At 50.5% G+C, this 25115-nt stretch carries 18 protein-coding genes; 14 read left to right on the top strand and 4 right to left on the bottom strand.

Annotated elements, in window-relative coordinates; genetic code table 11:
* Positions 1–158: 158 nt before the first annotated feature.
* The 3 genes from EL633_RS11345 to eno all read left to right on the top strand — a co-directional run bounded on the left by EL633_RS11345 (position 159) and on the right by eno (position 3956).
* Positions 159–1319 (top strand): hypothetical protein, encoded by a 1161-nt coding sequence (locus EL633_RS11345; RefSeq protein ID WP_126627288.1) that lies wholly within the window; start codon positions 159–161, stop codon positions 1317–1319.
* An 8-nt stretch (positions 1320–1327) separates the two neighbouring features.
* Positions 1328–2443, top strand: coding sequence for a histidinol-phosphate transaminase (gene hisC / locus EL633_RS11340; RefSeq protein WP_126627287.1), 1116 nt, complete (start codon positions 1328–1330; stop codon positions 2441–2443).
* A gap of 187 nt (positions 2444–2630) precedes the next feature.
* Positions 2631–3956, top strand: coding sequence for a phosphopyruvate hydratase (eno, locus tag EL633_RS11335; protein ID WP_126627286.1), 1326 nt, complete (start codon positions 2631–2633; stop codon positions 3954–3956).
* Between the two features lie 128 nt (positions 3957–4084).
* Here the strand turns inward: eno and EL633_RS11330 are convergent, their stop codons facing one another.
* Positions 4085–5872: a hypothetical protein gene (locus EL633_RS11330; RefSeq protein ID WP_126627285.1), complete on the bottom strand. Its 1788-nt coding sequence runs from the start codon at positions 5870–5872 to the stop codon at positions 4085–4087.
* A gap of 532 nt (positions 5873–6404) precedes the next feature.
* Between EL633_RS11330 and EL633_RS11325 the strand changes: the two genes are divergently transcribed.
* The 5 genes from EL633_RS11325 to EL633_RS11305 all read left to right on the top strand — a co-directional run bounded on the left by EL633_RS11325 (position 6405) and on the right by EL633_RS11305 (position 12786).
* On the top strand, positions 6405–7283 hold the full coding sequence (locus tag EL633_RS11325) for an alpha/beta fold hydrolase (RefSeq protein ID WP_126627284.1): 879 nt from the start codon (positions 6405–6407) through the stop codon (positions 7281–7283).
* 591 nt (positions 7284–7874) lie between these two features.
* Entirely contained in the window at positions 7875–8459 is a 585-nt protein-coding gene (locus EL633_RS11320; RefSeq protein WP_126627283.1) for a hypothetical protein, read from the top strand.
* A 408-nt stretch (positions 8460–8867) separates the two neighbouring features.
* Positions 8868–9860: an AAA family ATPase gene (locus tag EL633_RS11315; RefSeq protein ID WP_126627282.1), complete on the top strand. Its 993-nt coding sequence runs from the start codon at positions 8868–8870 to the stop codon at positions 9858–9860.
* Positions 9861–9866: 6 nt separating this feature from the next.
* Complete coding sequence (locus EL633_RS11310; RefSeq protein WP_126627281.1) at positions 9867–11291, top strand: DUF58 domain-containing protein; 1425 nt, start codon at positions 9867–9869, stop codon at positions 11289–11291.
* A complete protein-coding gene (locus tag EL633_RS11305; RefSeq protein ID WP_126627280.1) occupies positions 11215–12786 on the top strand; it encodes a DUF4129 domain-containing protein in 1572 nt (523 codons plus the stop codon). Before EL633_RS11310 ends, EL633_RS11305 begins: the two co-directional genes overlap by 77 nt.
* A gap of 42 nt (positions 12787–12828) precedes the next feature.
* Here the strand turns inward: EL633_RS11305 and EL633_RS11300 are convergent, their stop codons facing one another.
* Together EL633_RS11300 and EL633_RS11295 are read right to left on the bottom strand one after the other, a co-directional pair.
* The gene (locus tag EL633_RS11300; RefSeq protein ID WP_126627279.1) at positions 12829–13032 is read right to left on the bottom strand and encodes a hypothetical protein; all 204 of its coding nucleotides are present in this window, start codon (positions 13030–13032) and stop codon (positions 12829–12831) included.
* An 85-nt stretch (positions 13033–13117) separates the two neighbouring features.
* A complete protein-coding gene (locus EL633_RS11295) occupies positions 13118–13939 on the bottom strand; it encodes a hypothetical protein (protein ID WP_126627278.1) in 822 nt (273 codons plus the stop codon).
* 556 nt (positions 13940–14495) lie between these two features.
* On the opposite strand from EL633_RS11295, the gene EL633_RS11290 reads away from it, so the two are divergent.
* The 3 genes from EL633_RS11290 to EL633_RS11280 all read left to right on the top strand — a co-directional run bounded on the left by EL633_RS11290 (position 14496) and on the right by EL633_RS11280 (position 16945).
* Positions 14496–15587, top strand: coding sequence for a M4 family metallopeptidase (locus EL633_RS11290; protein WP_126627277.1), 1092 nt, complete (start codon positions 14496–14498; stop codon positions 15585–15587).
* 1 nt (position 15588) lies between these two features.
* The gene (locus EL633_RS11285) at positions 15589–15897 is read left to right on the top strand and encodes a protealysin inhibitor emfourin (RefSeq protein WP_126627276.1); all 309 of its coding nucleotides are present in this window, start codon (positions 15589–15591) and stop codon (positions 15895–15897) included.
* A gap of 226 nt (positions 15898–16123) precedes the next feature.
* Complete coding sequence (locus tag EL633_RS11280; protein ID WP_126627275.1) at positions 16124–16945, top strand: XdhC family protein; 822 nt, start codon at positions 16124–16126, stop codon at positions 16943–16945.
* A 38-nt stretch (positions 16946–16983) separates the two neighbouring features.
* On the opposite strand, the gene EL633_RS11275 is transcribed toward EL633_RS11280, so the two are convergent.
* On the bottom strand, positions 16984–18504 hold the full coding sequence (locus EL633_RS11275) for an MFS transporter (RefSeq protein ID WP_161982083.1): 1521 nt from the start codon (positions 18502–18504) through the stop codon (positions 16984–16986).
* A 347-nt stretch (positions 18505–18851) separates the two neighbouring features.
* Between EL633_RS11275 and lgt the strand changes: the two genes are divergently transcribed.
* From lgt to EL633_RS11260, 3 genes are all read left to right on the top strand, one after another.
* Positions 18852–20075: a prolipoprotein diacylglyceryl transferase gene (gene lgt, locus EL633_RS11270; protein WP_126627273.1), complete on the top strand. Its 1224-nt coding sequence runs from the start codon at positions 18852–18854 to the stop codon at positions 20073–20075.
* Positions 20076–20315: 240 nt separating this feature from the next.
* Positions 20316–23570, top strand: a complete 3255-nt coding sequence (locus EL633_RS11265; RefSeq protein ID WP_126627272.1) for an AAA family ATPase — start codon at positions 20316–20318, stop codon at positions 23568–23570.
* 15 nt (positions 23571–23585) lie between these two features.
* Positions 23586–24854, top strand: a complete 1269-nt coding sequence (locus EL633_RS11260) for a DNA double-strand break repair nuclease NurA (protein ID WP_126627271.1) — start codon at positions 23586–23588, stop codon at positions 24852–24854.
* Positions 24855–25115 lie beyond the last annotated feature (261 nt).

Below are 25115 nucleotides of genomic sequence, written 5' to 3'. Positions count from 1 at the left end.
TATCTCTTTATTAGATACCATAGAGATATAACCCATAACTACTACCCATTAAGTAAAACTTTGCGGTTGTATAGAGCATCATGCTAGAATTGCCCTGCTAGAAGCAGAGAGAAATATGTGTTTTTATCTGACCCATGCCACTATGAGAGGAGCGCAAATTGGAAGAGACGACCGGTAGGAAATGGATCTGGCGTATACTGGATTTTATTAATCCGCTGCGCGACCCCAGCCTGACTGTCGCAGCCGTACTGACTTTTATTGAGGAGGCGGGACAGCATAACCCATGGTATATCATCCTTGTTATTGCGCTCGTCAACTGGTTAGCGGTGCGTGGTATAGTCTGGCTGGTGGTAAATTTTACCTTTGCTGCCGTCTTTATTGGCCGCCGTGTCTGGTGGTCCATTAAACATCCTCATCTGGCCTGGCGCATCCTGGATGCAGTTGGGCATGAAGAGATTGTGATTGGCGGCAATTCGGGCCTTAGTGATAGTATTATGTTACAGGATGGGACGACCATTATGAGTCCCTTACTGGGTGCTAATGGCATCCACGTCATTGGCGAGCTACCAGCTGGTACTGAATTGCCAATGCTTGGTATGCCCGGCGGACAACTACCATCCGAAGGCATGCAACAATATAATAATGGTTCTGGCTTCTTTCCTGGAGCACATGATTTCTCTCCAAATGGATTTTCAGGTCAGCCGGCTATGAACTACCAGCCAGCGGGCAACAATACATATAACAACGAATTCGTGAGCCCCCAGAGTACCGACGGCTTGCAACAGAACTTCTCGCAACGGCCTTCACAAGAAGAAGAACAGCTGCGTCAACAAGTTGCTGCTTTCAACCGTTTATTAGAAGACTGGATTCAGTTCACCGAAGAGAAATGGCGGACGATTAGTGATAGCCAGCTAGGCTGGAAGCCGCTGCGAGGCCGCTGGGGTAACTGGGATGATATTTTCCAGGATGCCTATGCAGCTAAAACCTCTGATCCAATGGCGGAGGCAGCCCAATCGGCTGGTGAAGCTACCGCCCGTCGCTATGAAACATCAAAGGAAAAAGGCTCGGCAGCCTCGGCTGTTGCTTGCTTTATGCGTGATATGATGACTTTACGTCGTGGTTTAGATATGGTTCAGCAGACAATAGAGCAGCGTCCAAATACCCAACAGGGACAATCTACCGTTCCGCCTGCCAAGCAGTTCGGTAGCACAACGAGTGGCTCTCTCTTTAATAATGGCTCTACTGGCAATACCGCAGCGCGCAGCACGCTGATTCGGCGACCCGCACAAATTTTTGTGGACGCCGACTCTAAAAAATAGGACAAACCATGTATACGTATTCCCCTCGTCCTGTTCACGTGCGCCCAGAATTGGACCGAATGGCTGAATATATACCTGGTGAGTCTCAGGAAGCATTCAGTGCACGTACAGGAATCCCAGTCGATCAGCTGATCAAGCTGAACGCAAATGAAAGCCCTTATGGACCAGCACCGCAAGTGGTGGCCGCTTTAGGTAACCACTTTGCTTACAATAATTATCCCGATACAGACTCTCGGGCCTTGAAAAAAGCTCTGGCTGAGTATACGGGTGTGGATAGCCACCATATTGTGGTCAGCCATGGCAGTAATGAGCTGATCAATCTACTCTGGCATATCTTCCTTTCCGTTGGTGATAACGTTATTTGTTGTCCACCAACGTTCTCGCTCTATACGTTTATCACCACATTCTGTGGGGCGTATGTGCTGGAAGTGCCACGAGCAGAGGACTATGAGATCGATGTCGATGCAATCACCAAGGCTTTGACACCAGAGACAAAAATGATTGTGTTGTGCTCCCCCAATAATCCTACTGGCAATCCTGTGAGCGAACAGGATATTCTGGCACTACTGGACACTGGCCGCATCGTAATGGTCGATGAGGCTTACACAGAGTTTTCAGATAAACCCCAGGGCCTGGCTCACCTGGTGCCTCAACATCGCAATCTGATTGTTATGCGTACATTCAGTAAATGGGCCGGTCTGGCCGGTCTACGCATTGGCTACGGCATTTTCCCGGAGTGGATTGTCTCGTATATGCGACGCGCACAATGCCCCTTCGAAGTAAACATGGCTGGCCATATTGCAGCCATCGAAACATTGAAGAATCTGGATTATACGCTGAACAATGTGCGCTTATTGAAAGAGGAACGCGAACGCATGTTTAAGATGCTAGCCAGCCGCTCCTATTTCTGTCCGATACCTTCCCAGGGCAATTTTATTCTGGCCGAGGTAGATACCGAAGAAGTGAAAATTGAGCGTATCAAACAGGCCGTTGAGCAACGTGGCGTCATGCTACGCTACTTTAACCATCCGTATCTGAGCAATTTTATGCGCCTGACGGTTGGTCGGCCCGAGCATACCGACATTATCGCCGATGCATTGGACAGCCTCGATAAAGAACGCTAGTAACATAGAAAGCCCCACCCCGGGGCTTTCTCCCCTTGCCCAATTCCTCCCCTACGATGTACAATAGCCCCGCAAGGATGTGCAAAACAGACTGGACCAATACGTCCCATAAACACGGAGCCGCCAGAATTTTCTGTCATGCTCTCATATCGTGCACATATATGGTTTTGTGGAGGAACTTCTATTTATGCCATACAATACAGATGATCTTACAACCATTGAAGCTGTTACTGCCCGCGAAATATTGGATTCTCGCGGCAATCCAACGATCCAGGTTGAGGTGCTTTTGATGGGTGGCGCGCAGGGAACTGCGTCTGTGCCTTCCGGCGCATCCACCGGCGCTCACGAGGCAGTTGAGCTACGCGATGGCGATAAGAGTCGCTATGGCGGCAAAGGTGTCCTTAGGGCTGTAGCTAACGTCCAGGATGTCATTGAGGATGCACTGGTAGGATTGGATGCAACCGATCAGGCGATGATCGACGAAGTTATGATCGCGCTGGATAATACCCCGAATAAAGCAACTCTGGGCGCCAATGCGATCCTTGGTGCTTCACTCGCAGTCGCCAGAGCTGCCGCTCTGGCTCAGCAGCAACCACTCTATCGCTATCTCGGTGGCGTCTCTGCTCGCACATTGCCTGTTCCGATGATGAACATCCTCAATGGTGGCAAACACGCTGACAATTCTACCGACTTCCAGGAGTACATGGTACTTCCAGTTGGGGCAAATTCATTCCGAGATGCCCTACGCATGGGTGCTGAAGTCTATCAAGCTCTGAAAAAAGTTCTGCACGACAAAAAACTTAATACGAATGTCGGTGACGAAGGTGGTTTTGCCCCATCCCTTAGCGATAACCGCGCCGCCTTAGAGGTCCTGGTGGCCGCCATTGAGACCGCCGGCTACAAACCCGGTAAAGATATTTATTTAGGCATGGATGCGGCCGCCACCGAACTCTACCAGAATGGCAAATACGAACTTGCACGTGAAGGCCGCACCCTGTCATCCAAAGAACTGGTCGATCTCTACGAAAAATGGATCCATGAGTATCCACTGATCAGTATCGAAGATGGCCTCTCCGAAGATGACTGGGAAGGCTGGTCCTCATTCCGCAAGCGCGTCGGCAATAACATCCAGATCGTTGGCGATGATCTCTTTGTTACCAACACCGAGCGCCTGAAACGCGGCATCAAAGAGCAGTCAGCCAACTCTATCCTGATCAAACTCAACCAGATTGGTAGCTTATCCGAAACTATGGAAGCCATTGAGATGGCCAAACGTGCCCAATTCACCGCCGTCATCTCACATCGTTCCGGCGAAACGGAAGATACCACCATCGCCGACCTCGTGGTAGCCACCAATGCCGGCCAGATCAAAACAGGCGCACCCGCCCGCAGTGAGCGCGTCGCCAAATATAACCGCCTCCTCGTCATCGAGGACGAACTAGGAGCCGAAACCGCCCGCTATGCCGGCTACAGCGCCTTCTACAACGTACCCAGCCTCTATGACAAAGCCTAGATAGCTAAATAAAGCGAGGCAGCAAAAAAGCCACAGACCACTCTATCATCAGAGCGATCTGTGGCCTTTTCTTGCGCACCCTGCCATTGTGAGCGGCATTTACGCTTACAATGGCAGGCGCGAAACAATTAAGCTCTATCCCCTGCCAGATTGTGCTTCAAGGTAAAGTTGGTACCATTCGGCATTTGAAAGACGGCGTATTCTTTCAGAGGCTGCAGCACAACATTATCCACGACCAGCGATGCGCTGGCTCCCGCTTTAAGCGTTACTGACAACGTATGTTTGCCACTGGTTAATGCGAATGCTTGATCCGGTGAGATAAGGGTTAGATAATCCTTGTCAGGTGAGCGCTGGACCTGGATCGTGCTGACATGATGACCATCAATACCTATCTCCAACGCCAGTTTACCTGTTACTATATGCGGTTTGACCAGCGCGGCAGAAAGCATATACTTACCACTGTGTGTAATCTGTAGCTCTTGCTGCAACTGATCATTGTTAGACATCTTGACCATTTTTCCGCTATATTGAGCCTCACCAGTCCAATTACTGTCTGGTGTAATAATTTGTGGATTTCCAGCGGCAATTTTAGCGGACTCAGCTTCATAGATGCTAGCAGTATGGCGCTCAATAGTTTTCACATTCACCATGTTCAGTGCGCTAGGATTTTGATTGACGACCTGGAGTGCCATCAAAGCTTCGATAGTTGATTCAGCACCTGAATTCAAGCTAACTTTCCCAGTGGTTCCATCCAGGCCATCGTATCCACGCCCGTTGGCTGGATCATACATGGCAAAATGCGCGTCATTGTTTCCTGTAAACCAGGAGGCGGCGATGCCAGCATAGCGAGCATAGCGAGGATCATGGGTGGCCTGATGAACAGCCATAAAGCCCTGGACCAGCATGTCGACGCCGTAAGCTATCTGTCCGTTTTTATCAGGTGTCGGTGCCATCTGATTAATCATGCCTGTAACCAGCAGGTGGCTGAATAATTGGTCTGCCTCTTGCTTTGCGGATGCAATCCATGTATTTTGATGCAGGAGCATTCCAGCTCTGGCCAGAGCAAAAGTTTGTCCACTACCATAGGCGTGCCAGAGACTCACTGATCCATTCCAGTCCAGATGAGCCCCAAACGGGAACTGCGTATTGGAACCATATTGATACTCAGCAAGTCCACGGCCAACTTTGAGCATAGAATCCTTAACAGTATTCAATGGCTGCGCCTGGTAAAATTCTGTCAGTCCTAGCAATGCATTCGACATAGAATCAAATCCGTCGATCCAGGCAGGTATTTTATAGCCATGCAGATGTATGTATGAGCCATAGCTACCATTGATTTTTCGCTGCAAGGCGGTGTTCGACAGTAAAAAGCTACTCTGTAACTTCCCGGCAAAGGCTGGATCTATATTTTTGAACACATTGTAGCCATAACCAAGAGACCACATGGCGCGCGTCGCCCACCAGTCAAAAGACTTTTTGCTTGTGACTCCATCTGTATTAATTGAGAGGTCGGACTTAATAAAATTATAGAACTCGCCATCATTTGCCTGCATGTGCATGACAAATTTCAGTAGGTCTCGCGCTTTATTTAGTGATTGCTCATTATGCGTTTGTTTGTAATCATTTAAATACACTATTACTGCACGGGCGGCATCATCAATACAAGCAATGCCTTCACCAGCTGCATCGACCCACTTATAATCGGGATACTCCGAATAAACATGTATGATCAACATCTGCTGACCAGCTATGTTTACCTGTTGGCTTAAACCATCAAGATGGGCCAGATTAATCGAAGTGGACTGCGCTGTTGTTGCGACTGGCTGTGTTGACTTTGCAAAAGCTGGCGCTGCAACTGGCAATGTAAATAAGATAGCCAGCAATGCCAGCACTACTTTTAGAGGAAAGGACCTCATACAAATCTCCTTGGGTTTCATAGGGTTTTTACTTACTAAGCTCTTCCTTAAATGAAGAAGTTGTGAAAATGCTTACAATGAGTATAACATAAATAAAGATACAAATATCAATATTTTGTGTGGCGCGCATTGAAGTGTAATTAATTTATAGAGTAAAATCCTTGTACCTACCGCAGGCGCTAAAGACTATCCATAGCTAATGCCATTGGCAAGTTTTCCCCCCGTACTCCCTTTTGAAGAGAGAACTGGAGAGGCGGTCGCGACCGCCTCTCCAGTTCTCTCTTCAAAACAAGCGAGCGTTGCAAACGCGAGGTGTCACGCTAAAAATCGCACCTGGCGTTAGCGAAGAAAAACAAAATAAAGTCAATGAAACTCTGTACGCTACGCCCCAGATGCGTTATAGTATGAGAAGACACTCGGATAACCACAGGTGGACGAGGGTAACTAAAAATCCATAACCATGGACAACCACCTATCTATCCTCGCCCGTTTGTGATTACCAATCCATACATCGTAACTAAAGAGAGGGTTTATGGCAAGCAACACATCTGACGTCCTGGCTGCACGCGAAAGACGCACAGGACGTTCTGTTCACTATAATATCAGCTACCTCGTTCAGGGCGCAGAATATGGCACCGATGGCGCGATCGTGCTACTGCATGACATCCCTGCGGGGGCTTTCAGTTGGGAAGGCATTATGGGACAGCTTGGCGGCTTTAATCGCGCTGTCTATGCCTTCGACATGCTGGGATTCGGCCAGTCAGAATATCCCTGGCCCGCCGATACTTCTGTGTGGGGACAGGCGGACGTCCTATCTTATCTGATCAAGGATCTTCAGCTCACTAATATCGTTCTGGTTGGACACGGCCTTGGTGGCGGTGTGGCTCAGGTACTGGCTACCCGCTTACTGCGTCCACAGACCGCTGCACTGGTCCTGGTAAACTCCATCTGCTATCTACATACGTTTGCCGCTAACTGGCCATTGACCGATATGGAGAGACGCCGCGATTTCGATGCGCCACATAATACTGAATTGGCTGCCTTGATCGACGACCTGCGCCAGACGTTGCCCTCCGCCACCACCAATCCTAAAGATTTTGCCAATGTTCTCAACAGTTACGTTGAGCCCTGGAACAACGAACTCGGCAAAGAGATCCTTTTCCAGCATATACGCAACCTTGTGCCTTACTACCTCAACTCCGTCTCTAGCGATCTGCGCACACTCAATCGACCAACCCTGATTATCTGGGGCGAAAAAGATGAGCAGATTCCATTGACATACGCCGAGCGTCTCCATCGTGAGATTCCACAGTCAGAGCTTGTGACCCTGCCGGACGCAGGCCACCTCTCACTGTTTGATGCACCCGACGCCATCGCCGGCGCCCTCAAAAACTTCATTACCAATCTCTAAATCAACAACATCTAAAGAAAGAGGCAATCAAGATGATTATTTCCTGATTGCCTCTTTCTTTTTCAATATATTTATACACATAAATGTGACATAAGTCATAAAAGCATATTCCAAAACCATATACCCCCATAAGTATATTCTTGTATCATAATACTTGCATTGTCCATTTCTCACCAGTATAATGAGATAGGAAATAAGAGTGTGTCTGACTCCCATCACAATGGGAGTGGTGAGTTTTAGCTAGCCTGGGGAGCGCAGGCGCCCCCACTCATGTTTTAGTGGTTGGTGCAGAAATGGCGCGAATGCGCCATTTCTGCACCAACGAGGAAAGAGAATGTGAGCTGCTACGCTGCTGAAGCACAACGAGAGAAAAGACGGCCATCATGGGCCGCTAAGCGTTGTTTTCGCGCCTTTGGCGCTCCAATGGTTGTAAGTGTGCTGTCAAAAAGTGTTCACCGAACACTTTTTGACAGCACACTTACAAGAAGTATGGGCGCTTTAGGGCCCGCGTGCGGTTGCCTGTATGCTTCCCTAAGAGAGCAGGAGCCAGACACACTCTAAAGAACCATGGATGGAATGTGGAAGGGATTTATGGAAAATATGGCTCGCCTCAAAAAAATATTATTAATTAACCCAAACATGCATCAAGCCCCTGAACAACAACAACTAACACCTATCAGGACTGATGATCTCCCCGCAGATTTGTTGCCGGTTACCGATGAATTTTTTATCCAGCCCGGAGATTGGGATACTGGACTTTTTCAATCGATCCCTGCGGCTCAGGCCCGGACGCAGGAATTATCTTTACCAACTCCGCAGAAACATACCTCACGACTCATAGAGGCACTGATCTTTCTGGCTAAACATCTCGTGTTCGCCCTCGATGCCTGCGTGCTAGCAACACTAAGCTATGTATGCTTGAAGAATCAACGTCCCTATCTTTTTCTATGCTGGTATGCCATCGCCATCTTCTGGGGCTTTCTGGCAATCCCACCTTTTCGTCACCTCTTACAGCGAGGTACATACTCCCTCTTACAGCTATTCACTCCGGCACAAGAGAGGGAAGCGAAAGCATTAAGCAATCATGATCGCGACGTCCATATGCGCAAATTGCAAAACGATACAGCCGCTTATATGCAAGCCCTGAAACGCCTGCACCGTACCGGCCGCCACTAGCTGGCTGCAGGGCTTTTTCATTTTCAGCCGGGAGTAACTGTCAGGCAAATCATATACAGAGTATTTCTGGTGTGGTGTGTGTTCTGTGGGCGGCTGCGGCCGCCCACAGAACACACACCACACCAGACTCCGGCGCCATAGGCGCCAGGAAGAGGAAAATTAAAAAGCCCTGAGCTGGCTGTGTCATTCTGGACCATGGTGACGTTTTCGTGTTAAACTGAGATAACAACATGTTATCTCACTATTATTCTCTGAAGAGTCTAGCCATTAAGATTGCAAAGAATGCTCAAAGCTTCTTGCCATGCCGCCCGCCCACGCTTGCAACTCGATAGGCATGGGCGGTGTTATTCATAAGCGGGACAGGGAGTTTTTTTGGCGTAACATACTGCTTGTAGAGAGGCACAAAAAATGGAAAATGATGCCATGGTCCCAGCGTTGTCCGCTGTTCAGCAATATACAGAGCAGATTCGTGCCAATGTCGCACGGGTAATTATCGGTAAACTTGATGTTATCGATCTGCTACTGGTGGCGCTTTTAAGTGATGGACATGTCTTGTTGGAAGATGTGCCCGGTATGGGTAAGACGGTGCTGGCAAAAGCGTTGGCGCGCTCATTGGGGGCAACGTTCCAGCGCGTCCAGGGGACTCCCGATCTATTACCAACCGATATTATTGGGGTCAGTTATTATGATCAGAAGCAGAATGATTTTGTCTTTCGCAATGGTCCACTCTTCGCGCAGATACTACTGGTTGATGAGATCAACCGCACCACTCCTCGTACCCAATCAGCACTACTTGAAGCCATGGCTGAACGTCAGGTAACAGTGGAACGTGAAAGTAGACAGTTACCCCGCCCCTTCCTGGTCATGGCCACCCAAAATCCTGTCGAACTTGAGGGTACCTTCCCTCTACCAGAGGCACAACTGGACCGCTTCTTGCTCAAGGTGCAGATGGGCTATCCAGAGGAAGCAGATGAGCAAGAGATCCTGCATCGCTTTAAACAAGCGGAACCATTGGATACGCTAGAGCCAGTGGTGAGTGCGAGCGATTTTATCGGTTTGCAGCGAGCGATCCGCACGGTACAATGGCAGCCAGAGGTCGAGCGCTATCTTTTAAAGATTGTGCGCGCTACCCGGCAACATGATACCATCCAGATGGGGGTGAGTCCCCGCGGTACACTGGCACTCTATCGGGCCTGCGAGGCATACGCCGCTATCCAGGGCCGGGATTTTGTACAGCCGGATGATATTAAGTATCTGGCTCCTTTTGTGCTGGCCCACCGTATCCTGACAACCAATCGCAATCGTATGCGCGGTCGCAGGAGCAATGAGATTATTACGGAGATCGTTCAGGGTATCGAGGTTCCAGTTGAGACCATCGCTTCACCTCCAGTAGCAAGGTAAAACACTATGAGCATGGAAGAAGATAGTCGTCTTCAAGCGCTCGATACGCCGGATCCGGTGCTCAAAAAACGGCGTCCCTGGTATTATCTGGCGCTGGCACTGGTCATACTTAGCGTAGTGACGCGACAGCCACTGATGATACTGGCCGCCATCTTCACCTTTCTGGTGGGCTTTGTGCCTGAGATCTGGTATCGCTATGCTTTACAACACCTGCTGGTCCGGCAGAAAGTGGATCGTCCACATCTCTTCTTTGGGGAACAGGTGACTCTATCGGTGACGATCGAGAATCGTAAATTTCTGCCACTTCCCTGGCTGCGCTTCGAAAATTCAATCTCGCCTCCGCTGACAATAACGGGAGGTCGCGCCAGCCACCTGCAAACAGTCAAACGCGACACCTTGATCAGTACCTGGTTGCTCTGGTCGTATCAACGGGTCACACGCCGCTATCGCATGCGCTGTCAGGCCCGTGGCTTCCACCTGTTTGGTCCGATACAGATACAGTGTAGTGATCCTTTTGGTTGGTTGGATCGCGAGATCGTCCTGCCTGCTAATGAGACACTGCTGGTCTATCCATTGCTAGCACCTATCGAGGAACTGGGACTCCCTTCAATCTTTCCTATGGGTGAGCACGTTGGGACACGGCAATTGCTTGAGGATCCGCTCTGGTTCGCGGGCAATCGTGAATACCAGTTGGGAGATGATCCACGCAGGATTGATTGGAAGGCTACGGCCCGTATGGGCGAGTTGCGCAGTAAAATCTATGAATCCACGACCGAGCGCCGCCTGCTTATTCTGCTGGATACCTGGACCTACTCTCAGGAACAAAAAGGCATGGATACGGAGCTCCAGGAATATTGCATCTCTGCTGCGGCCTCACTGGCAGCCTGGGGATTGGATGAGGGCTATATGGTTGGCGTGTTGACGAATAGTGCGATGGTGACGGCTACCCACGCCATAAGCGCGGAGGTCAATACCGATCAGGCACAGGATCAGCAGGCGGCCCGCAAATCGAATGCCATCAGCATATCACCATCTGGCATCAGTATTCCGTTTGCCAGTGATTACACCCAATATGAGCAGATCCTGACCACGCTGGCACGCCTGGTTCCTGGCTATAATACACCGATCGAACGCATGATTGAATTGGAAGATGATATGTTCAGGCAGGGCACCACTATCCTGCTGATCAGTCCAGTCAATACGTTGAGCGAGAATACGTTGCTCTATTTACAGGAACGACGGAAATATGGCGCGGCGGTCAACATTATTCTGGCTGGCGATCTAGAGACAGGAACCGAGTTACCTGACACGAACGATCTGACCACCTATCATATTGGAGGAAAGGAGCAGTGGCATGGGCTTATTCAAGCCATCAGCGACGGACAGAACGGAGCCATCGGTACCAGCACGCGTAGCCTCCAATTGGATTGAGTTGCTGGCGGTTCCGATCGCGTCAGCATTAATGGAGGCCCAGCCGATCTATCTGGTCCTACAATTGCTGTTCCGACGCATCACTCTGGCATACAACTATTTAGACGTGGGCAGCATCACCCTGCTCTTACTGGGACTCCATTGGTGGGCTATCTGGAACTTTTATCGGCGTGAACGCCAGGGAGTGGCCCTGGATTACACGGTAGGTATGCATGTGACGCGGTTGGATATACTTGCTATCGTGAGCGCCCTGCTCATTCTCGGCTTGACCCACTGGTATGCTCTTGATGATCCATTGACGATTGCCGCCATAATCGTGCTGGTTGGCTGGGGTTGGAAACGGGGAGTTGATCGCGCCCGCTCAGGTTTTAGCGAAGATCAATTGATCCTGGCTTTTAAAATAGGCCTGGGAGCCCTGTTAGTAGTAATGGGCTTCTCAATACTTGGAGATGCTGCATCAGACTATAGTATTAATAACGATCTACTGCGCGATCTGCCGCTCTTTTTCCTCTCCGGTTTTATCGCTCTCTCCTTTACGCGCATTGGAGCGGTACGTAAAGAACAGGCCAGACAAACCCATAATGCGACCAGAGAAGGCACGAACAGGTGGATCACCACATTGACCGTTACCTGGGTAGCATTGATTGTGCTGAGTATCGCTCTTGAGATCCTGCCAGAAGATGTGCTTATCATGCTGATCAGCCCGCTCTGGTGGCTCATCGGACTACTGGCACAGGTGCTGTTTTTTGTGATCAACGTGATCGTCTACGTGTTTTCCCTCGCGATCAACTGGCTGCTTAGTTTATTGCCTCATTTTAATGGTAATCTGCCTCCCACACCCAGGACACCGACCCATCCCTCCAATTTAACGACAACGCTACAAAAACTTGCTCAGCAACAGCATGGCTCAGCAACAACTATGCTAATACTACGCCTGCTAGTGATGGTTGGAGCAATCGCGCTGCTGATAGCTATGGTCTACTTTGTCCGGAGAAGACAGAAAAACAGTGAAGAAAATACCTTACCAGAAGAGGAGGAGTTGCGTGAAGGTCTGAATGCACAACAGATTCGCAAGGAGCGCCGGCAGGAACACCGTCAGCGTCAGCAGGATATGCTTGATGCTGATGGGCTGGCCCCTGATTCTGTACGCTACCGCTACCGCTCATTACTGCAAGCCATGGCTGAGAAAGGTGGAGAATTCGCACGCCAGCAGCAAGAGACTCCTCTTGAATACCAGAAACGCTTGCTCTTACTGGCTACCCCTAAATTACCCGCCGGGGAGGGTGAGCAACCAACGGATCCAGCTATTCTGGCAGAGCTAACACAAGCTTATGCTCGGGAACGCTATGGTGGTAAAAAACTGGAGGATGAGCGCCAGAACTATCTGCGCCAATGGGTTCCACAGTTGCTCGCACGGCTAACTACCTATCTGACCACAGTACCCCAACCAACCAAAAAACGTCCATATCAGCCCTCACGCTGGGGTGAAGATTAATCGCGTGTAGCATAAAAGAATCCCGGTCCAGCCGGGATTCTTTTATGCTACACCAGGAAATCTGCGCTTCCGTGGTTTGTCCTGGTAGGCTGCGGAACGACGGTTATAATCATCCACCGCACGCAAATATTTTTCATATTTGCGCTCTAGATCCTGTACCGAAGCTCCTTGTTGCTCAGCCTGTACTAACTCATACCACTTCTGTTCGATAGATTGATGAGCGCGTTCTAGCTCAGCTGGGGTCATGGGATTATCTTTCTTAGTGCGCTATCCTTTAAAACTACCCATACATGGCAGCTTCTAGGATATGCGCACTACTAAAAGGGGCTTATCAAGAAGCTTTATTATTTTGCTTGGACTCCCTGTATTCAGCTGTCAATTGCTGAAGCATCTTCTTGGCTCCCAGGAAGCTCATGGTCGAGGTATCTTCTGGAGCTGGTTTGCCCAGGTGTTCGCATAACTTACGAATACTTGAGAGCTGCTGATCGGTCGCGCTGGCCGGAGCATCATTATCCGCTGGACGATTGCTACCATTGGCGGCAGGCGCACTATGCCCATTGCCGTTGGCGCCATTATTCGCGCTACCATTTGGCCGTACAGTCACCAGTGAGGATTGTTGTCCATTCTGACTGGTTCCATTCGCGCTTGCGGCACTTGTGACCGGTTGACGATCAACAGGGCTATCAACAATGCGATGGGCCTCTTCCCACTCATCGCCGGTGAACTGGGTGCCATACCCTAACGCGGCCAGGGCGCGACCGATAGCACCAGTCTCAGCCTTTTCAATGAAGTCCCCAAAGCTGGCCGCCTTCTCTGACTTGGTGCCGGTAGCAATACCGCCAACCCCGTCGCGCACGGTCGCACGGAAGACGCAGAAACCCTTCGCCTGCTTGATCACCTTCTCACTGCGCCGCCGCTCCGCGTTCCAGGCGAAGGCCTCTTCCTCTGTCTCGCGGTCCATGTCTAGATGGAGCATCTCAGTCTCGATCACGCCATGGGGAAAGGCAGAACGGAACCATACAAGCCTCCATTGGACGGGCAAATAGTCCTTGGATGTTTGACCAGATCGTATTTGCATCAAGTGTTCATTGGGATTGAAGACGCGAGAGGTTGTCTGCTCTTCCTGTACTTTCCCATTGCTTTGATCGCTCATTCGTCGCTCCTTTTTAGAAATTTTGTTCTATTATTCTAGAACACGTGCTCTTTATTGTCAAGTGTCAGAACGTATCTTTGAGTTCCAGCTACCCATAGTTATTCTTTTTGGAAGGTTTAAAAATGGTAGTAAAAAAAGAGAGTTCTTTTTATGCATAGCTGTGCTCAATTTTAGGAATACTGTTTACGCAAGAATGGAGATTAGGGATTTTTGTCTCCTATTTATAATGGCAATGAGACAGATTTTTTATTGCATCACAGTTATACTTGTAGTAGAAGCATATGTAGGCGGACTTGATAGCAGGTTACATATCATCACTCAATGGAGTTCAAGAAGTACTTGAGTGCCTTGAGGGGTGCCAGAGCTTCTCGTACTGTATGCATTCCATCTAAAGCGGACCGCTATATGTCAACACAGGATTTCATCGGGCGTGCTTAAACAAGATATAATGCCTGACCATGTGTGATATTTGTGTCCACAAAATTTTTACAGTACACATAGTGTTAACTCGCGGATGCCTGGTAGAAGATGTTGTGAGATAAAAGGAGACACTATTATGAGACATTCGACATCTCATGGATCAGTTTTTTATATCCTTCCACCGCACATGTTGACCTCTCTGGCACAACATGGTACTCAAGAGCAGCGTACAATGGCGCTGCAAATGCTGGGCCACGATCATTCGATCCGTACAGTTCGTATGGCTCAGGGACTGCTCAGCAGCAAACATGGTGGCGCACGGGCCTCACTGACCGAGGAAAAAGCGCTTTATCGTACGATCTATAATGTTCATGGACAGACGACTCTGCCTGGCGATCAAGTACGTGGCGAGGGCCAGACGCCGATTCAAGACGTCGCCGTAAACGAAGCATACGATGGCCTGGGCTGGACCCATGCCTTGTATCTCCAGGTTTATAGCCGCAATTCAATCGATGATGCTGGCATGCGCCTCGATGCTTCGGTCCATTATGGGACGCTCTATAATAATGCGTTCTGGAATGGGGAGTGTATGATCTTCGGCGATGGTGATGGTCAACTGTTCAATCGCTTCACCTGCGCCCTTGATGTCATTGGTCACGAACTAACACATGGCGTCACCGAAGATGAATGCAAACTGGCATACGTCGGACAGTCCGGTGCGCTTAATGAGTCCATCTCGGATGTCTTTGGCTCTCTGGTCAAACAATATGCCAATCATCAGACAGCGGATCAGGCCGATTGGCTGATTGGTCATGGACTGTTCACATCAAAGGTCCATGGTCAGGCCCTACGCTCGATGCGTGCTCCTGGTGAGGCATACGATGATCAGCTCCTGGGCCGCGATCCACAGCCCTCCCACATGAACAACTATGTACAAACCGTTGAAGATAATGGCGGCGTCCATATCAACTCTGGTATTCCCAACCATGCCTTCTACCTTGTAGCGACAGCCATTGGCGGCTTTGCCTGGGAGAAAGCGGGACGCATCTGGTACGAGACCTTGCGCGATCCACGGCTACGCTCCACGGCTACCTTCCGCATGTTTGCCCGCCTGACCCTCACCAATGCCGAGCGCATCTATGGTGCCAGCAGCACTGAGTGGTCAGCCGTCCATGATGCCTGGTCCCAGGTTGGAGTACAGGTGCCAGCCATGATCACGGAGCACTAAAATGCTGATACAGATGCAAATCGAGGGGGGCTTTGCCAACATTCCAGCCTTAGCCAGTCCCAGATGCCTGGATAGCGTGACGCTGTCAGCCCAGGATGCTGAAGAACTCCAATACCTGATCAAGGCATCCAATTTCTTTGCCCTGCCTGCGGTACCAGCCATACCGCCGCGCGGTGCAGACTATCGTACTTATCACATTACCGTCAAAGATAATGGCCGACACCACACCATCCAGTTCAGCGATCCCATCAAAGATCCTCAACTCCAGGCCCTGGTGTCATTCCTAGAACAACATGTCTACCAGGCATAAGCATCTACGACCTCAATCAAGGCCCGCTTCTACTATGAATGGTAGGAGCGGGCCTTGATTACGTTGGCGGTTGATTTTAGTCTTGAAGAAAAAACAGCCTCAGATCTACACATAAATTTGCTATAAACGTAGAGATATGCACAAATGCTCTCCAATGTCATATAATTGAGTCTATAGCGCCATACTCAATGAGTGAATATTCACCTGTACGCAAAGGGGGCAAACAATGGGCAGCATCACAATTTATAATGAAATCCAAAATGCTTTATCACACGGCGAAAAAGTAGTTATCGCCACCGTAATCAAAACCATGGGGGCCGCCCCTTGCCCTCTGGGTAGTAAAGCGTTGATTCGTATGGATGGCTCGGTCTATGGTAGCTTCGCAGGCCCACAAACCGATGCAAAAGTAGCCCAGGAAGCGTTAAAGGTATTGCGCGAAGGGCATCCAGCCTCGGCCCATATACATCTGGACGCGGATAAAGGGGAGGCCGTCGGAAGTTGCGGCGCTACGCTGGAAGTTTTCTTTGAAATTCTTAGACCTGAACCACGCCTGATTATTGCTGGAGCCGGTTATGTGGCTCAGGCCTTGTCTCGGCTAACGTCCAAACTGGATTTCCGCATTATCGTTGTCGATGATCGCCGCGATCTCACGGACTCACAGAACTTTGATTCTCAGGCCAGCATTAGTTTTGGGGATATTCCCACCACCATCCGCAAACTTGAGCCCGACGAAGCTACCTGGATCGTCATCGTGACTCGTGGCCATAATCTCGATAAAGAAGCCCTACACGCCGCGCTGGACACACATGCCGCCTATATTGGCATGATTGGTAGTCCCAGTAAGGTCAAACGGATCTTCCGTGAGCTCCTTGATGATGGCGTTAGCCGTGAACGCCTCGAACAGGTACATGCCCCCATCGGACTCGATCTAGGCGCTGAAACACCGGATGAAATCGCCCTGAGTATTGCCGCCGAAATCATCATGCTACGCAAAAATGCCAGCGGCGTGCCTCTTAACACCCTCCACAATCTTCTCTCTTCAGAGTAGCAGGCACGCCACTCGCGACCAGCGGCCAGCTCGTAGCCCTAACGTTTGACACCTCGAATATAGCGGATAGTGACCGTGCCAAGGATACAATAGATGATGGCCATGACAAACAAGATTTGATAGCCCTGCACAGGATGTCCGCTACGAGCGAAACTATCAATGAGCGGTCCACCCAGGACTGGAGCAATGATCTGTGGCACCGCCAGCGAGATATTCCAGACTCCCATATCACGAGCAAAGTTTTGTTTGGATGGCAGGGTATCCGCTACCAGGGCCCAGTCGACGCTTTGATAGGCCCCATAACCCAGCCCAAAGACAGCGCCGGCAATCATCACGATGAGCAGCGAATGCGTCACCACAAACACCAATCCTACGACTGCCATAAAGCTGCCAGAGAGATAGACCATCGGCTTACGGCCATAGTGATCGGATAGCCAGCCTGCGGCAAGGGCACTGACCAGACTGGTCAAGGCAACCACTATCGCGAAGTTACTGGTCTGCTGCTCAGGATTCGGGGCCTGTACTACGTCGCGCATATAAAATTGTAGAAAGGTCTGGATAGTATAGATGCCCATCATCATCAGGAAGCGCGTGAATAAGACCCAGGCAAAATCAGGATTTCTGCGTGGATTAAAATCGAACAGGCGCAGGATACCAGCGGTAGCGACCATTTCTAGTAGGACTTGCAGCACATCGTTATTGATCTGTAGACCAGCGGGACGCAGTAAGTTCCAGATGATAACTAATCCCCATACCAGCAAGGTTGCTAGCAACGTACCAACGATCGTCATCAAGCGTGAATTTGTTAACCAGCCGGGCCGCCAGTTTCTATCTGCCCTCTCAGAACGTATTTCTTCAACTGGTGGATTCTCAATGGTATTACTGCGCTCATGTACTACCAGAATAGTGACCAGCATAAACACAATCAGCACCACAATAATAATTGCGTAGGTCAACCAGAGACTTTGCTGGTATTGTGCCAGGGGCTTTGAAGCATTCACAAACATACCAGCTACGATCACACCACCGATATTACCAATCAGTAATAAAAATCCCATAATCCCTGAGGCTATGCCACGTTGATTGGTGGGCACAATATCTGGTAGCAACGCATGGAAAGGTGCCTGGGCCATATTGCTAGAAAACTGTACCAGCATATATGCCAGTGCCAGCGAAGGAATATTCGGTGCCAGCGCCATCCAGACCAGTCCAGCTACATTGATCAGGGTTCCGATCAAGATATATGGCCGCCTTCTCCCCCAGCGCGCCAGCCAACCACGGGTATAATCACTGGCTACTCCCCATAGCGGATTCGTAATCAGGGCAATAAAAGCGCCCGGCACCAGAATATACGCCAGTGCTTCTCCTTGATGCAGTTGTCCGACCAGCTTAAACACCTGGCTTGGCAAGATAATTGTGCCAATCGCCGCCCAGTGAAAATTAAGGGCAAACCAGAAAATGCTAATCGCGACAATCTGTCCCCAGTACAATTTTTTCGGTGCAAGCCCAACAATTTCTGAAGGAGAACCGATCTCCCCACCTTGATCCATTACACTCATACTACAATTGTCCCTTCTCTGAGTACAATCACGCAGATATCCAGACAAAAATAACATGCATATATCCCTCAACAACAGTGTCATTTGCACTATTATTGTTCTCCCATCCAACCTTTCAACATAAAATAAAAGTAACGATTCAGGTCTGCCGATGCCTACGGCATCGGCCAAAATATTGGTGTGGGGTTGCAGAAAAGTGTCGGCTGAGCCGACACTTTTCTGCAACCCCACACCAATATTTTATGAGAGGGCCCTCTCATTTATAAATTGCCCCCTTGCATGTATACGCGATGCATACTATCATACAGACTAAGCGCTAAAGAAGTGTTTTTTTACTGGAGTTAAACATGATTACTCTCCCATTAGCTTATCTTTTAAGCGGAGGCTGGCTACATATCGGCCCGCCATATATCTACATCGATATTGATCCTGTACTCTTACACCTGGGTCCTCTGGCGATACGTTGGTATGGTCTGATGTATGTGGTCGCGATCCTGGTCGGACTATGGGTCATCAAAGGCTATACGACCCGCAAGGGGATTGACCAGGATATGGTTTATCGCATCCTCTGGTGGTGTATCGCAGCCGGTCTTATCGGTGGACGCCTCTATTTCGTTATTCAACAACCAAATCTTGTTGATGGCTACCTCATGCAGCCGCAACGTATCCTGGCGACGTGGGAGGGTGGTATGGCCTTCTATGGCGCTATTTTCCTGGTGATTCCCACACTGATCTGGCGTGCCAGGGTCGAACGCATCAATCCTCTGGTACTGATCGATGCTGGCGTACTCTTCGGGGCCGCCGGCCAGATTTTTGGACGTATCGGTAACCTGATCAATGGTGATATCATTGGCTACCCCAGCACACTTCCCTGGTCAACCGTGTATCAGAATCCCAATAGCTGGGCCTGCTTTGATCCCTCGACCTGTAATGTACCGGTACAACCGGCGGCCGGCTATGAACTGCTCGTCAATCTGGTGGTGCTGGGTCTCATGCTCTATCTGGCACATAGAGTACGGCGTCCAGGTATCTTGATGCTCGTTTACCTGTTCAGCTACACCATTTCACAGTTCTTGATCTTCTTTACGCGTGCCAACGATATTGTTAGCTTCCTGGGCATTAATGCTGGCCTGAAACAGGCCCAATGGACTTCACTGGTTGTCTTCATCTTCCTGCTCCCTCTCACCTATTGGGTTTTACGTCACTCCAAACCTGTACCAGATGGTGAGGTTGCCGCGACATATGGTATTCCACAAAAACCTAAAGCTGCACTGGAAACCAGGGTCTTGACCGAAGATACCAGCAAGGTACCTGCCGAAGCGGAAGAGTCAACAGATGATGCCCTGACAAAGCGCGCAGATACAGCTGCGGATGAACCATCATCAACCTTCTCTTCAGAGATTGCTGAAGATCCTGCCACCGGCGAGAAACCTGTAAATCCTGAACAGATGACCGCTGCCGAGAGTCCAACCGCAACAGAAGGAGAATCCTCGACTGAAGCGGACAAAAATGAGGCTATCAACGACCTACCTGCCGTTCCGCAGAATAAAAGAAACCAGGAGAAAGTCTGAGGAGACCTGATCCCAAAAGGCCTGATGGATACTTGTGTTCCATCAGGCCTTTTGGCTTTTTTACCGACGTTCATCTGCTTAACGCGCTAATCCTCTGGATAAACATGGCACACAAAGATATGCCGCACCTTACGATGCTTCACAGTCGTGTTATAATGCGCCTGAATGTTTCCGCTTTTACTACTAAAAAACGGAATGGTCAAATGAGAGAAATAGCTTGATTGTATAGTGCATCTGCTATTGAAAAGCAATCGTGAACGCTGCTCATTCGCGGCTACGACAAGCACCGCTCACACGATTGAATGGCATGCTATTGCTGGGAAGGCTGGCCGTTGTCCAATGCTCATTACACGTATTGAGTTAGAAAATATAAAAAGTTATCGCCAGGTTACGGTAGATTTTCGCCGTGGTACGACGGCTATCAGTGGTGCGAATGGCGCTGGCAAGACCACGCTGGTTGAGGCGATTGGCTTCGCGCTCTTTGGCTATTTGCCGTACAACCAGGAACAGTTTGTGCGTGAAGGTGAGAAGGTGGGCAAGGTCATTATCCACTTGATCGGTGGCGATGATCGGCCCTATACCGTCGAACGTCGCTGCGGTACGGGTGCCCGCTGGCAGATCTATGATGAAGAAGCGGATATGCGCCTGGAGCAACGCGCGGATGTACAGGATAAGCTACATGAGCTGTTTGGTATCGATCGCGAGCGCTCATTGGATGCTTTATTTCGTGACGCCCTTGGCGTTCCACAGGGAACATTCACTTCTATCTTCCTGGAAACAGGTGCCAGACGCAAACAGACCTTTGATGCTTTGCTGCAGATCGAGGATTATCAAGCTGCCGCGAAATATTTACTTGGTTCACAGAACTACTATAAAGAACAACTCCAGACCCAGCGTTCAACTATCGAACGCCTGCAATATGAGACACGTGAGCTGGAGGATTGGCGTGGACAGCTGCATGCCAAACGCCAGGCAGATAATACCAATAAAGAGAGAAGTATCCAGCTCAGTGAGCTTCTGACCACCCATGAGCAACGTAAAGAGCTCCTTGATCAACAGGCTAAACGTGTCCAGGAACTGGACTCACGGCAGAGACAGGCGAATGAGACCTATAATCACGCCAACGATCGCCTGCAGGATTTTCAGCAGCGCTTTCAGAGCGCCCGTGAGGCCCAGCAGATCGTCACGGACAATCAGGATGCTTATGAGCAGCATCAGCAAGCCACAATCGCGCTGCGTGATCTACGGCAACAGGCGGCTGCCCGCGATACATTACGCCAGCAACAGGCTCGAACAAACAGCAGTGAGATCCAGATTACTGAGCGTATCGCGAATCAGCAGAATCGCCTGCAAGAAGTGGAACGCGCACGGCAACGCGTCCAGGAACTGAATCCTCTGGTCGAAAAACAGATCGAACTGGAGGGTCAGCGCGATGCGGCCCGTCAGCAACGCCAGCGCTATCTGGATGTACGTAGTGCCGGTCAGCAGCGTAAAGAAAAATACGATGAGGCTTACCAGGAACAAGAACAATGCCAGCAAAAAATTCAGGCCATTGAGCCTCTGGTGCCGGTCGCTCAACTCCTTGAAAATCGGCGCGAGGCCCATACCCAGTTGCTGCTCCAGACCAGCAAGCGCAGTGAGAAACAGCGCCAGCTGCAACAAAAGCAGGCAGCCTTACACGACAGGCAGGGCGAGCTCGAAACAGCCATGGATCTGCTACGGCGCGCGGAAAATAATGTACGCTTGATCGAAGAACATCGCCAGGAAGCCGAGGAGATGCCCAAACTCGAGCAGGAAATTCAGGTCCTTGATGCCCAGCGCAACCGCCTGGAAGGCAATATAGAAGGCTATGCCCGCTCACGTGCCCAGTCCGCCGGTGGACAGTGTCCTTTGCTGAACGAGAGTTGCCTGAACATTCGTCAGAAAGGCATCGTGAGCCTGGAGTCATATTTCGAGGGCCTCTTAATCGAGGAACAGGACAAGATCGAGACCATTACGGTCCAACAGCGTACCCTGACACGGCGCAAAAGTCAGATTCAGAAATTTGCTGATGCACTGCCACGGTTAGCTGAATATTTAGAGCGACGCGATGAACGGGCCGAGAACATCCAGCGTATCCAGCGTGAAATTGCCAAACTGGAACAGGAACTTACGACCCTGACCCAGGAACTGGCGGACATCGATCAGGTGGAGCAGCAACTCAAGCAGGCTGAAGCAGATTTACGGGCCAGCAAACAGGCTGACGCTGAAGTGCGGGCCCTGGATGGCCTTAATCGCCAGTTTGAGCAGTTGCAAAAGCAACTGTCACAACTAGACACTGAGATAAATACCCTGCGTCAGGAGGCGGCTCAGCTTCAAGGTAGTGGCACCCGCCTTAAACAGCTAGAGACCGAGCTGGCAGACCTGAATGATCCACGTTCTGAGCGCCGGTCTAAGCAGGACATCCTGGCGAAAGAAGCACAATATCAACAACAGCTCCAGCAGGAAGAGCAGAGGCTACAGGAGATTCAGCAGCAACTCAAAAAACTGGATCAAGAGTTGTCTGGCTATGCGTCACTAGATAGCGAGATCGCACAACAGGAAGTCCGGGTCCAGCAGAATCAGCCTGGTTATCATCGCTATCTACAACACCAGAACGAGGCCCGAACCTTACCAGAACGGGAGCAGATCTTCCAGCAGCAACAGACAACGACCACCGCAGCCTGGCAGAAACTACAGGTTATTCAGCAGGAGTTCGCGCAAGCCCAGGCGGCCTTTAATCCACAGGATCTTACTGATCTGCGCACCACTATCGAACAGGTTAAACATGAGCAGGTTCAACTGATCGAGCAGATGAAGACGCTGCAAACTGAGATTCAGCGCCTTGAGCAGCAAATTACGGCTGCTGAGGCCTTGCTGGTTGAGCTAGAGGCCGCCCAGCAAGAATATCAGACACTGGATGACCTGCATAAAATGATGGGACAGTTCCGTGATCTGATCAAGGATGCGGCCCCACACGTCTTGAAGGCCATGCTATCCGATATTTCAGCTGAAGCCAATAGAATCTTTGGTGAAGTCATGGGTGATCGTCGCGCCCAGCTCTCATGGCGCAATGACTATGAGATCATCCTGCGTCAACAGGGCGTGGATCGCAGCTTTGCTCAATTGAGTGGAGGTGAACAGATGAGCGCTGCCCTCGCGGTACGTCTGGCGCTGTTAAAGAAGCTCTCCTCTCTCAATATCGCCTTCTTCGATGAACCAACCCAGAATATGGACGAATTACGCCGTATGAATCTGGCCGAGCAGATCCGCCGGGTACGTGGCTTTGATCAGTTGATTGTAATTAGCCATGATGACACCTTCGAACAAGGACTGGATAGCCTGGTGCGCCTGAATAAAGTCAATGGCGAGACACGGCTACTGGATGAGGATGATGACAGTTTGCCACAGACCAACTTTGGACAAAACTGGCCCGGTACTGGAACAAATGAGACGCTGCTGCAACCAACCAATTAGTCAGAGGGGAAGAATATGCTGCACAAAGGTAAATTACAGGCGGCCCTCAATGCCAAGAAAGGCCAATTCTCGCTCTTCGATGGCACCTTCAATGAGCAACTGGGCATGTACCAGGCCGCCCTTGAATCATTGTACGAACGCTATCCATCCAGTTCTCAGATGGAAAACATGCTCCCCCCGGATGATATCGGCATGCCTTCAGCCGGGGCTCGTCCGACGATGGAACTGGATCGCTGGCTGGTCAATGCCGCCAATCAGCCATATCATGGTCCAATCTTCCCTTTCGGCCGTGAGTTCACCAGTCACGAACAATCCCGCCTATGGGCCGAGTGCATTGAGGGCGTGACCACGATTGCCGTTGATGGCAGTCAACTGATGCCCTGGCGCGACGCCTCAATTCCGGTTGGACTGGTCCAGGTTGGTTTCTTTGTCAATCCCCATGCCCGTGGACGCACCTATACGAAAGATGTACGCATGGAAGTCCTGGCCCCAGAAGAGCTGATGGAGGAGACCAACAACGACTCGGAAGATCCCGATAGTTATCCGTACTCCGAGATGCAGGTAACGCAGCGCCGCTATCTACTGGAGGTCGAAACCTTATGTACGCTCATGCAGCAACATGCCGCCGCCAGACGCGAAGAAGATCCTGCTTACAGCCCTGTTGTCTTTTTTGATGGCTCACTGGTCGTCTCGTTCGCACTAACTATGCCGAATCCTTATCGCCAGCGCTATATCGATGCAGCCATCTCCCTGTTGCGCACCTCAGAAGAATTGCGCGTCCCGTTGATCGGTTATATCGATACCAGCTATGCTCGCGATATGATCACCATGCTACGCCGTCTGGACTCAACGCTGACGCGGCCAGTTTTGCGAGACACTAAAAAGATTCATGATGCCCTGCTCTGGCGCGGCCACCTGCGCTGGGGAGATCGAACGCCAGCCATGCTCTGTGCCCGCAATGACGTACTGGAAAGCTATGGTCCCTACCATAACAGCGTTGCCTTCTGCTACCTACAAACCAGTTCCGCCCGGCCGCCCACTCGCCTCGAGTTTCCACGCTGGATGCTCGACGACGGCATCCTGGAACCGGTAATGGACGTAGTACGCGCCGAAATCATCGCTGGCAACGGCTATCCCTACGCGATTGAGACCGCTGATGCCGTCTCAGTCATCACCATGCAGGATCGCAATGAGTTCTACGGCCACTTCCAGGCCTTCCTGGAGCGCCAGAACGTCAAATTTAACTACTCAACCAAATCCCTGAGCAAAAACCGGCGCCGCTAAAGCCATCACACACGATTATCACAGCTAGTAGTCTATCAAACATCATGTGATGGCAAAGCGGGGATGCAAGGGGCGGCAAACCCCTTGGCCAGGGTATAGGAGGAATCTCCTTGCTTAATGGAAAGCGGGGATGCAAGGGGCGGCAAGCCCCTTGACTGGGGGATCGGGGGCTGTGCCCCCGGCAATTCCCCCCTCCCGCCCGCGTAGCGGGCGAACACCCGATCAAACGAAGTTTGACAAAGTACTAGTTATGACGTTGGT

Source organism: Dictyobacter alpinus, from assembly GCF_003967575.1.
GTDB classification, from domain to species: domain Bacteria; phylum Chloroflexota; class Ktedonobacteria; order Ktedonobacterales; family Ktedonobacteraceae; genus Dictyobacter; species Dictyobacter alpinus.
Note: the sequence above shows the minus strand (reverse complement) of the source record. Positions and strands in the feature narration are given on the sequence as shown.

Bases quoted from the DNA above. Each gene is read 5' to 3' on its own strand.
- hisC (WP_126627287.1), top strand. From the start codon at position 1,328: ATGTATACGTATTCCCCTCGTCCTGTTCACGTGCGCCCAGAATTGGAC.
- eno (WP_126627286.1), top strand. From the start codon at position 2,631: ATGCCATACAATACAGATGATCTTACAACCATTGAAGCTGTTACTGCC.
- EL633_RS11330 (WP_126627285.1), bottom strand. From the start codon at position 5,872: ATGAGGTCCTTTCCTCTAAAAGTAGTGCTGGCATTGCTGGCTATCTTA.
- EL633_RS11325 (WP_126627284.1), top strand. From the start codon at position 6,405: ATGGCAAGCAACACATCTGACGTCCTGGCTGCACGCGAAAGACGCACA.
- EL633_RS11320 (WP_126627283.1), top strand. From the start codon at position 7,875: ATGGAAAATATGGCTCGCCTCAAAAAAATATTATTAATTAACCCAAAC.
- EL633_RS11315 (WP_126627282.1), top strand. From the start codon at position 8,868: ATGGAAAATGATGCCATGGTCCCAGCGTTGTCCGCTGTTCAGCAATAT.
- EL633_RS11310 (WP_126627281.1), top strand. From the start codon at position 9,867: ATGAGCATGGAAGAAGATAGTCGTCTTCAAGCGCTCGATACGCCGGAT.
- EL633_RS11305 (WP_126627280.1), top strand. From the start codon at position 11,215: ATGGGCTTATTCAAGCCATCAGCGACGGACAGAACGGAGCCATCGGTA.
- EL633_RS11300 (WP_126627279.1), bottom strand. From the start codon at position 13,032: ATGACCCCAGCTGAGCTAGAACGCGCTCATCAATCTATCGAACAGAAG.
- EL633_RS11295 (WP_126627278.1), bottom strand. From the start codon at position 13,939: ATGAGCGATCAAAGCAATGGGAAAGTACAGGAAGAGCAGACAACCTCT.
- EL633_RS11290 (WP_126627277.1), top strand. From the start codon at position 14,496: ATGAGACATTCGACATCTCATGGATCAGTTTTTTATATCCTTCCACCG.
- EL633_RS11285 (WP_126627276.1), top strand. From the start codon at position 15,589: ATGCTGATACAGATGCAAATCGAGGGGGGCTTTGCCAACATTCCAGCC.
- EL633_RS11280 (WP_126627275.1), top strand. From the start codon at position 16,124: ATGGGCAGCATCACAATTTATAATGAAATCCAAAATGCTTTATCACAC.
- EL633_RS11275 (WP_161982083.1), bottom strand. From the start codon at position 18,504: ATGAGTGTAATGGATCAAGGTGGGGAGATCGGTTCTCCTTCAGAAATT.
- lgt (WP_126627273.1), top strand. From the start codon at position 18,852: ATGATTACTCTCCCATTAGCTTATCTTTTAAGCGGAGGCTGGCTACAT.
- EL633_RS11260 (WP_126627271.1), top strand. From the start codon at position 23,586: ATGCTGCACAAAGGTAAATTACAGGCGGCCCTCAATGCCAAGAAAGGC.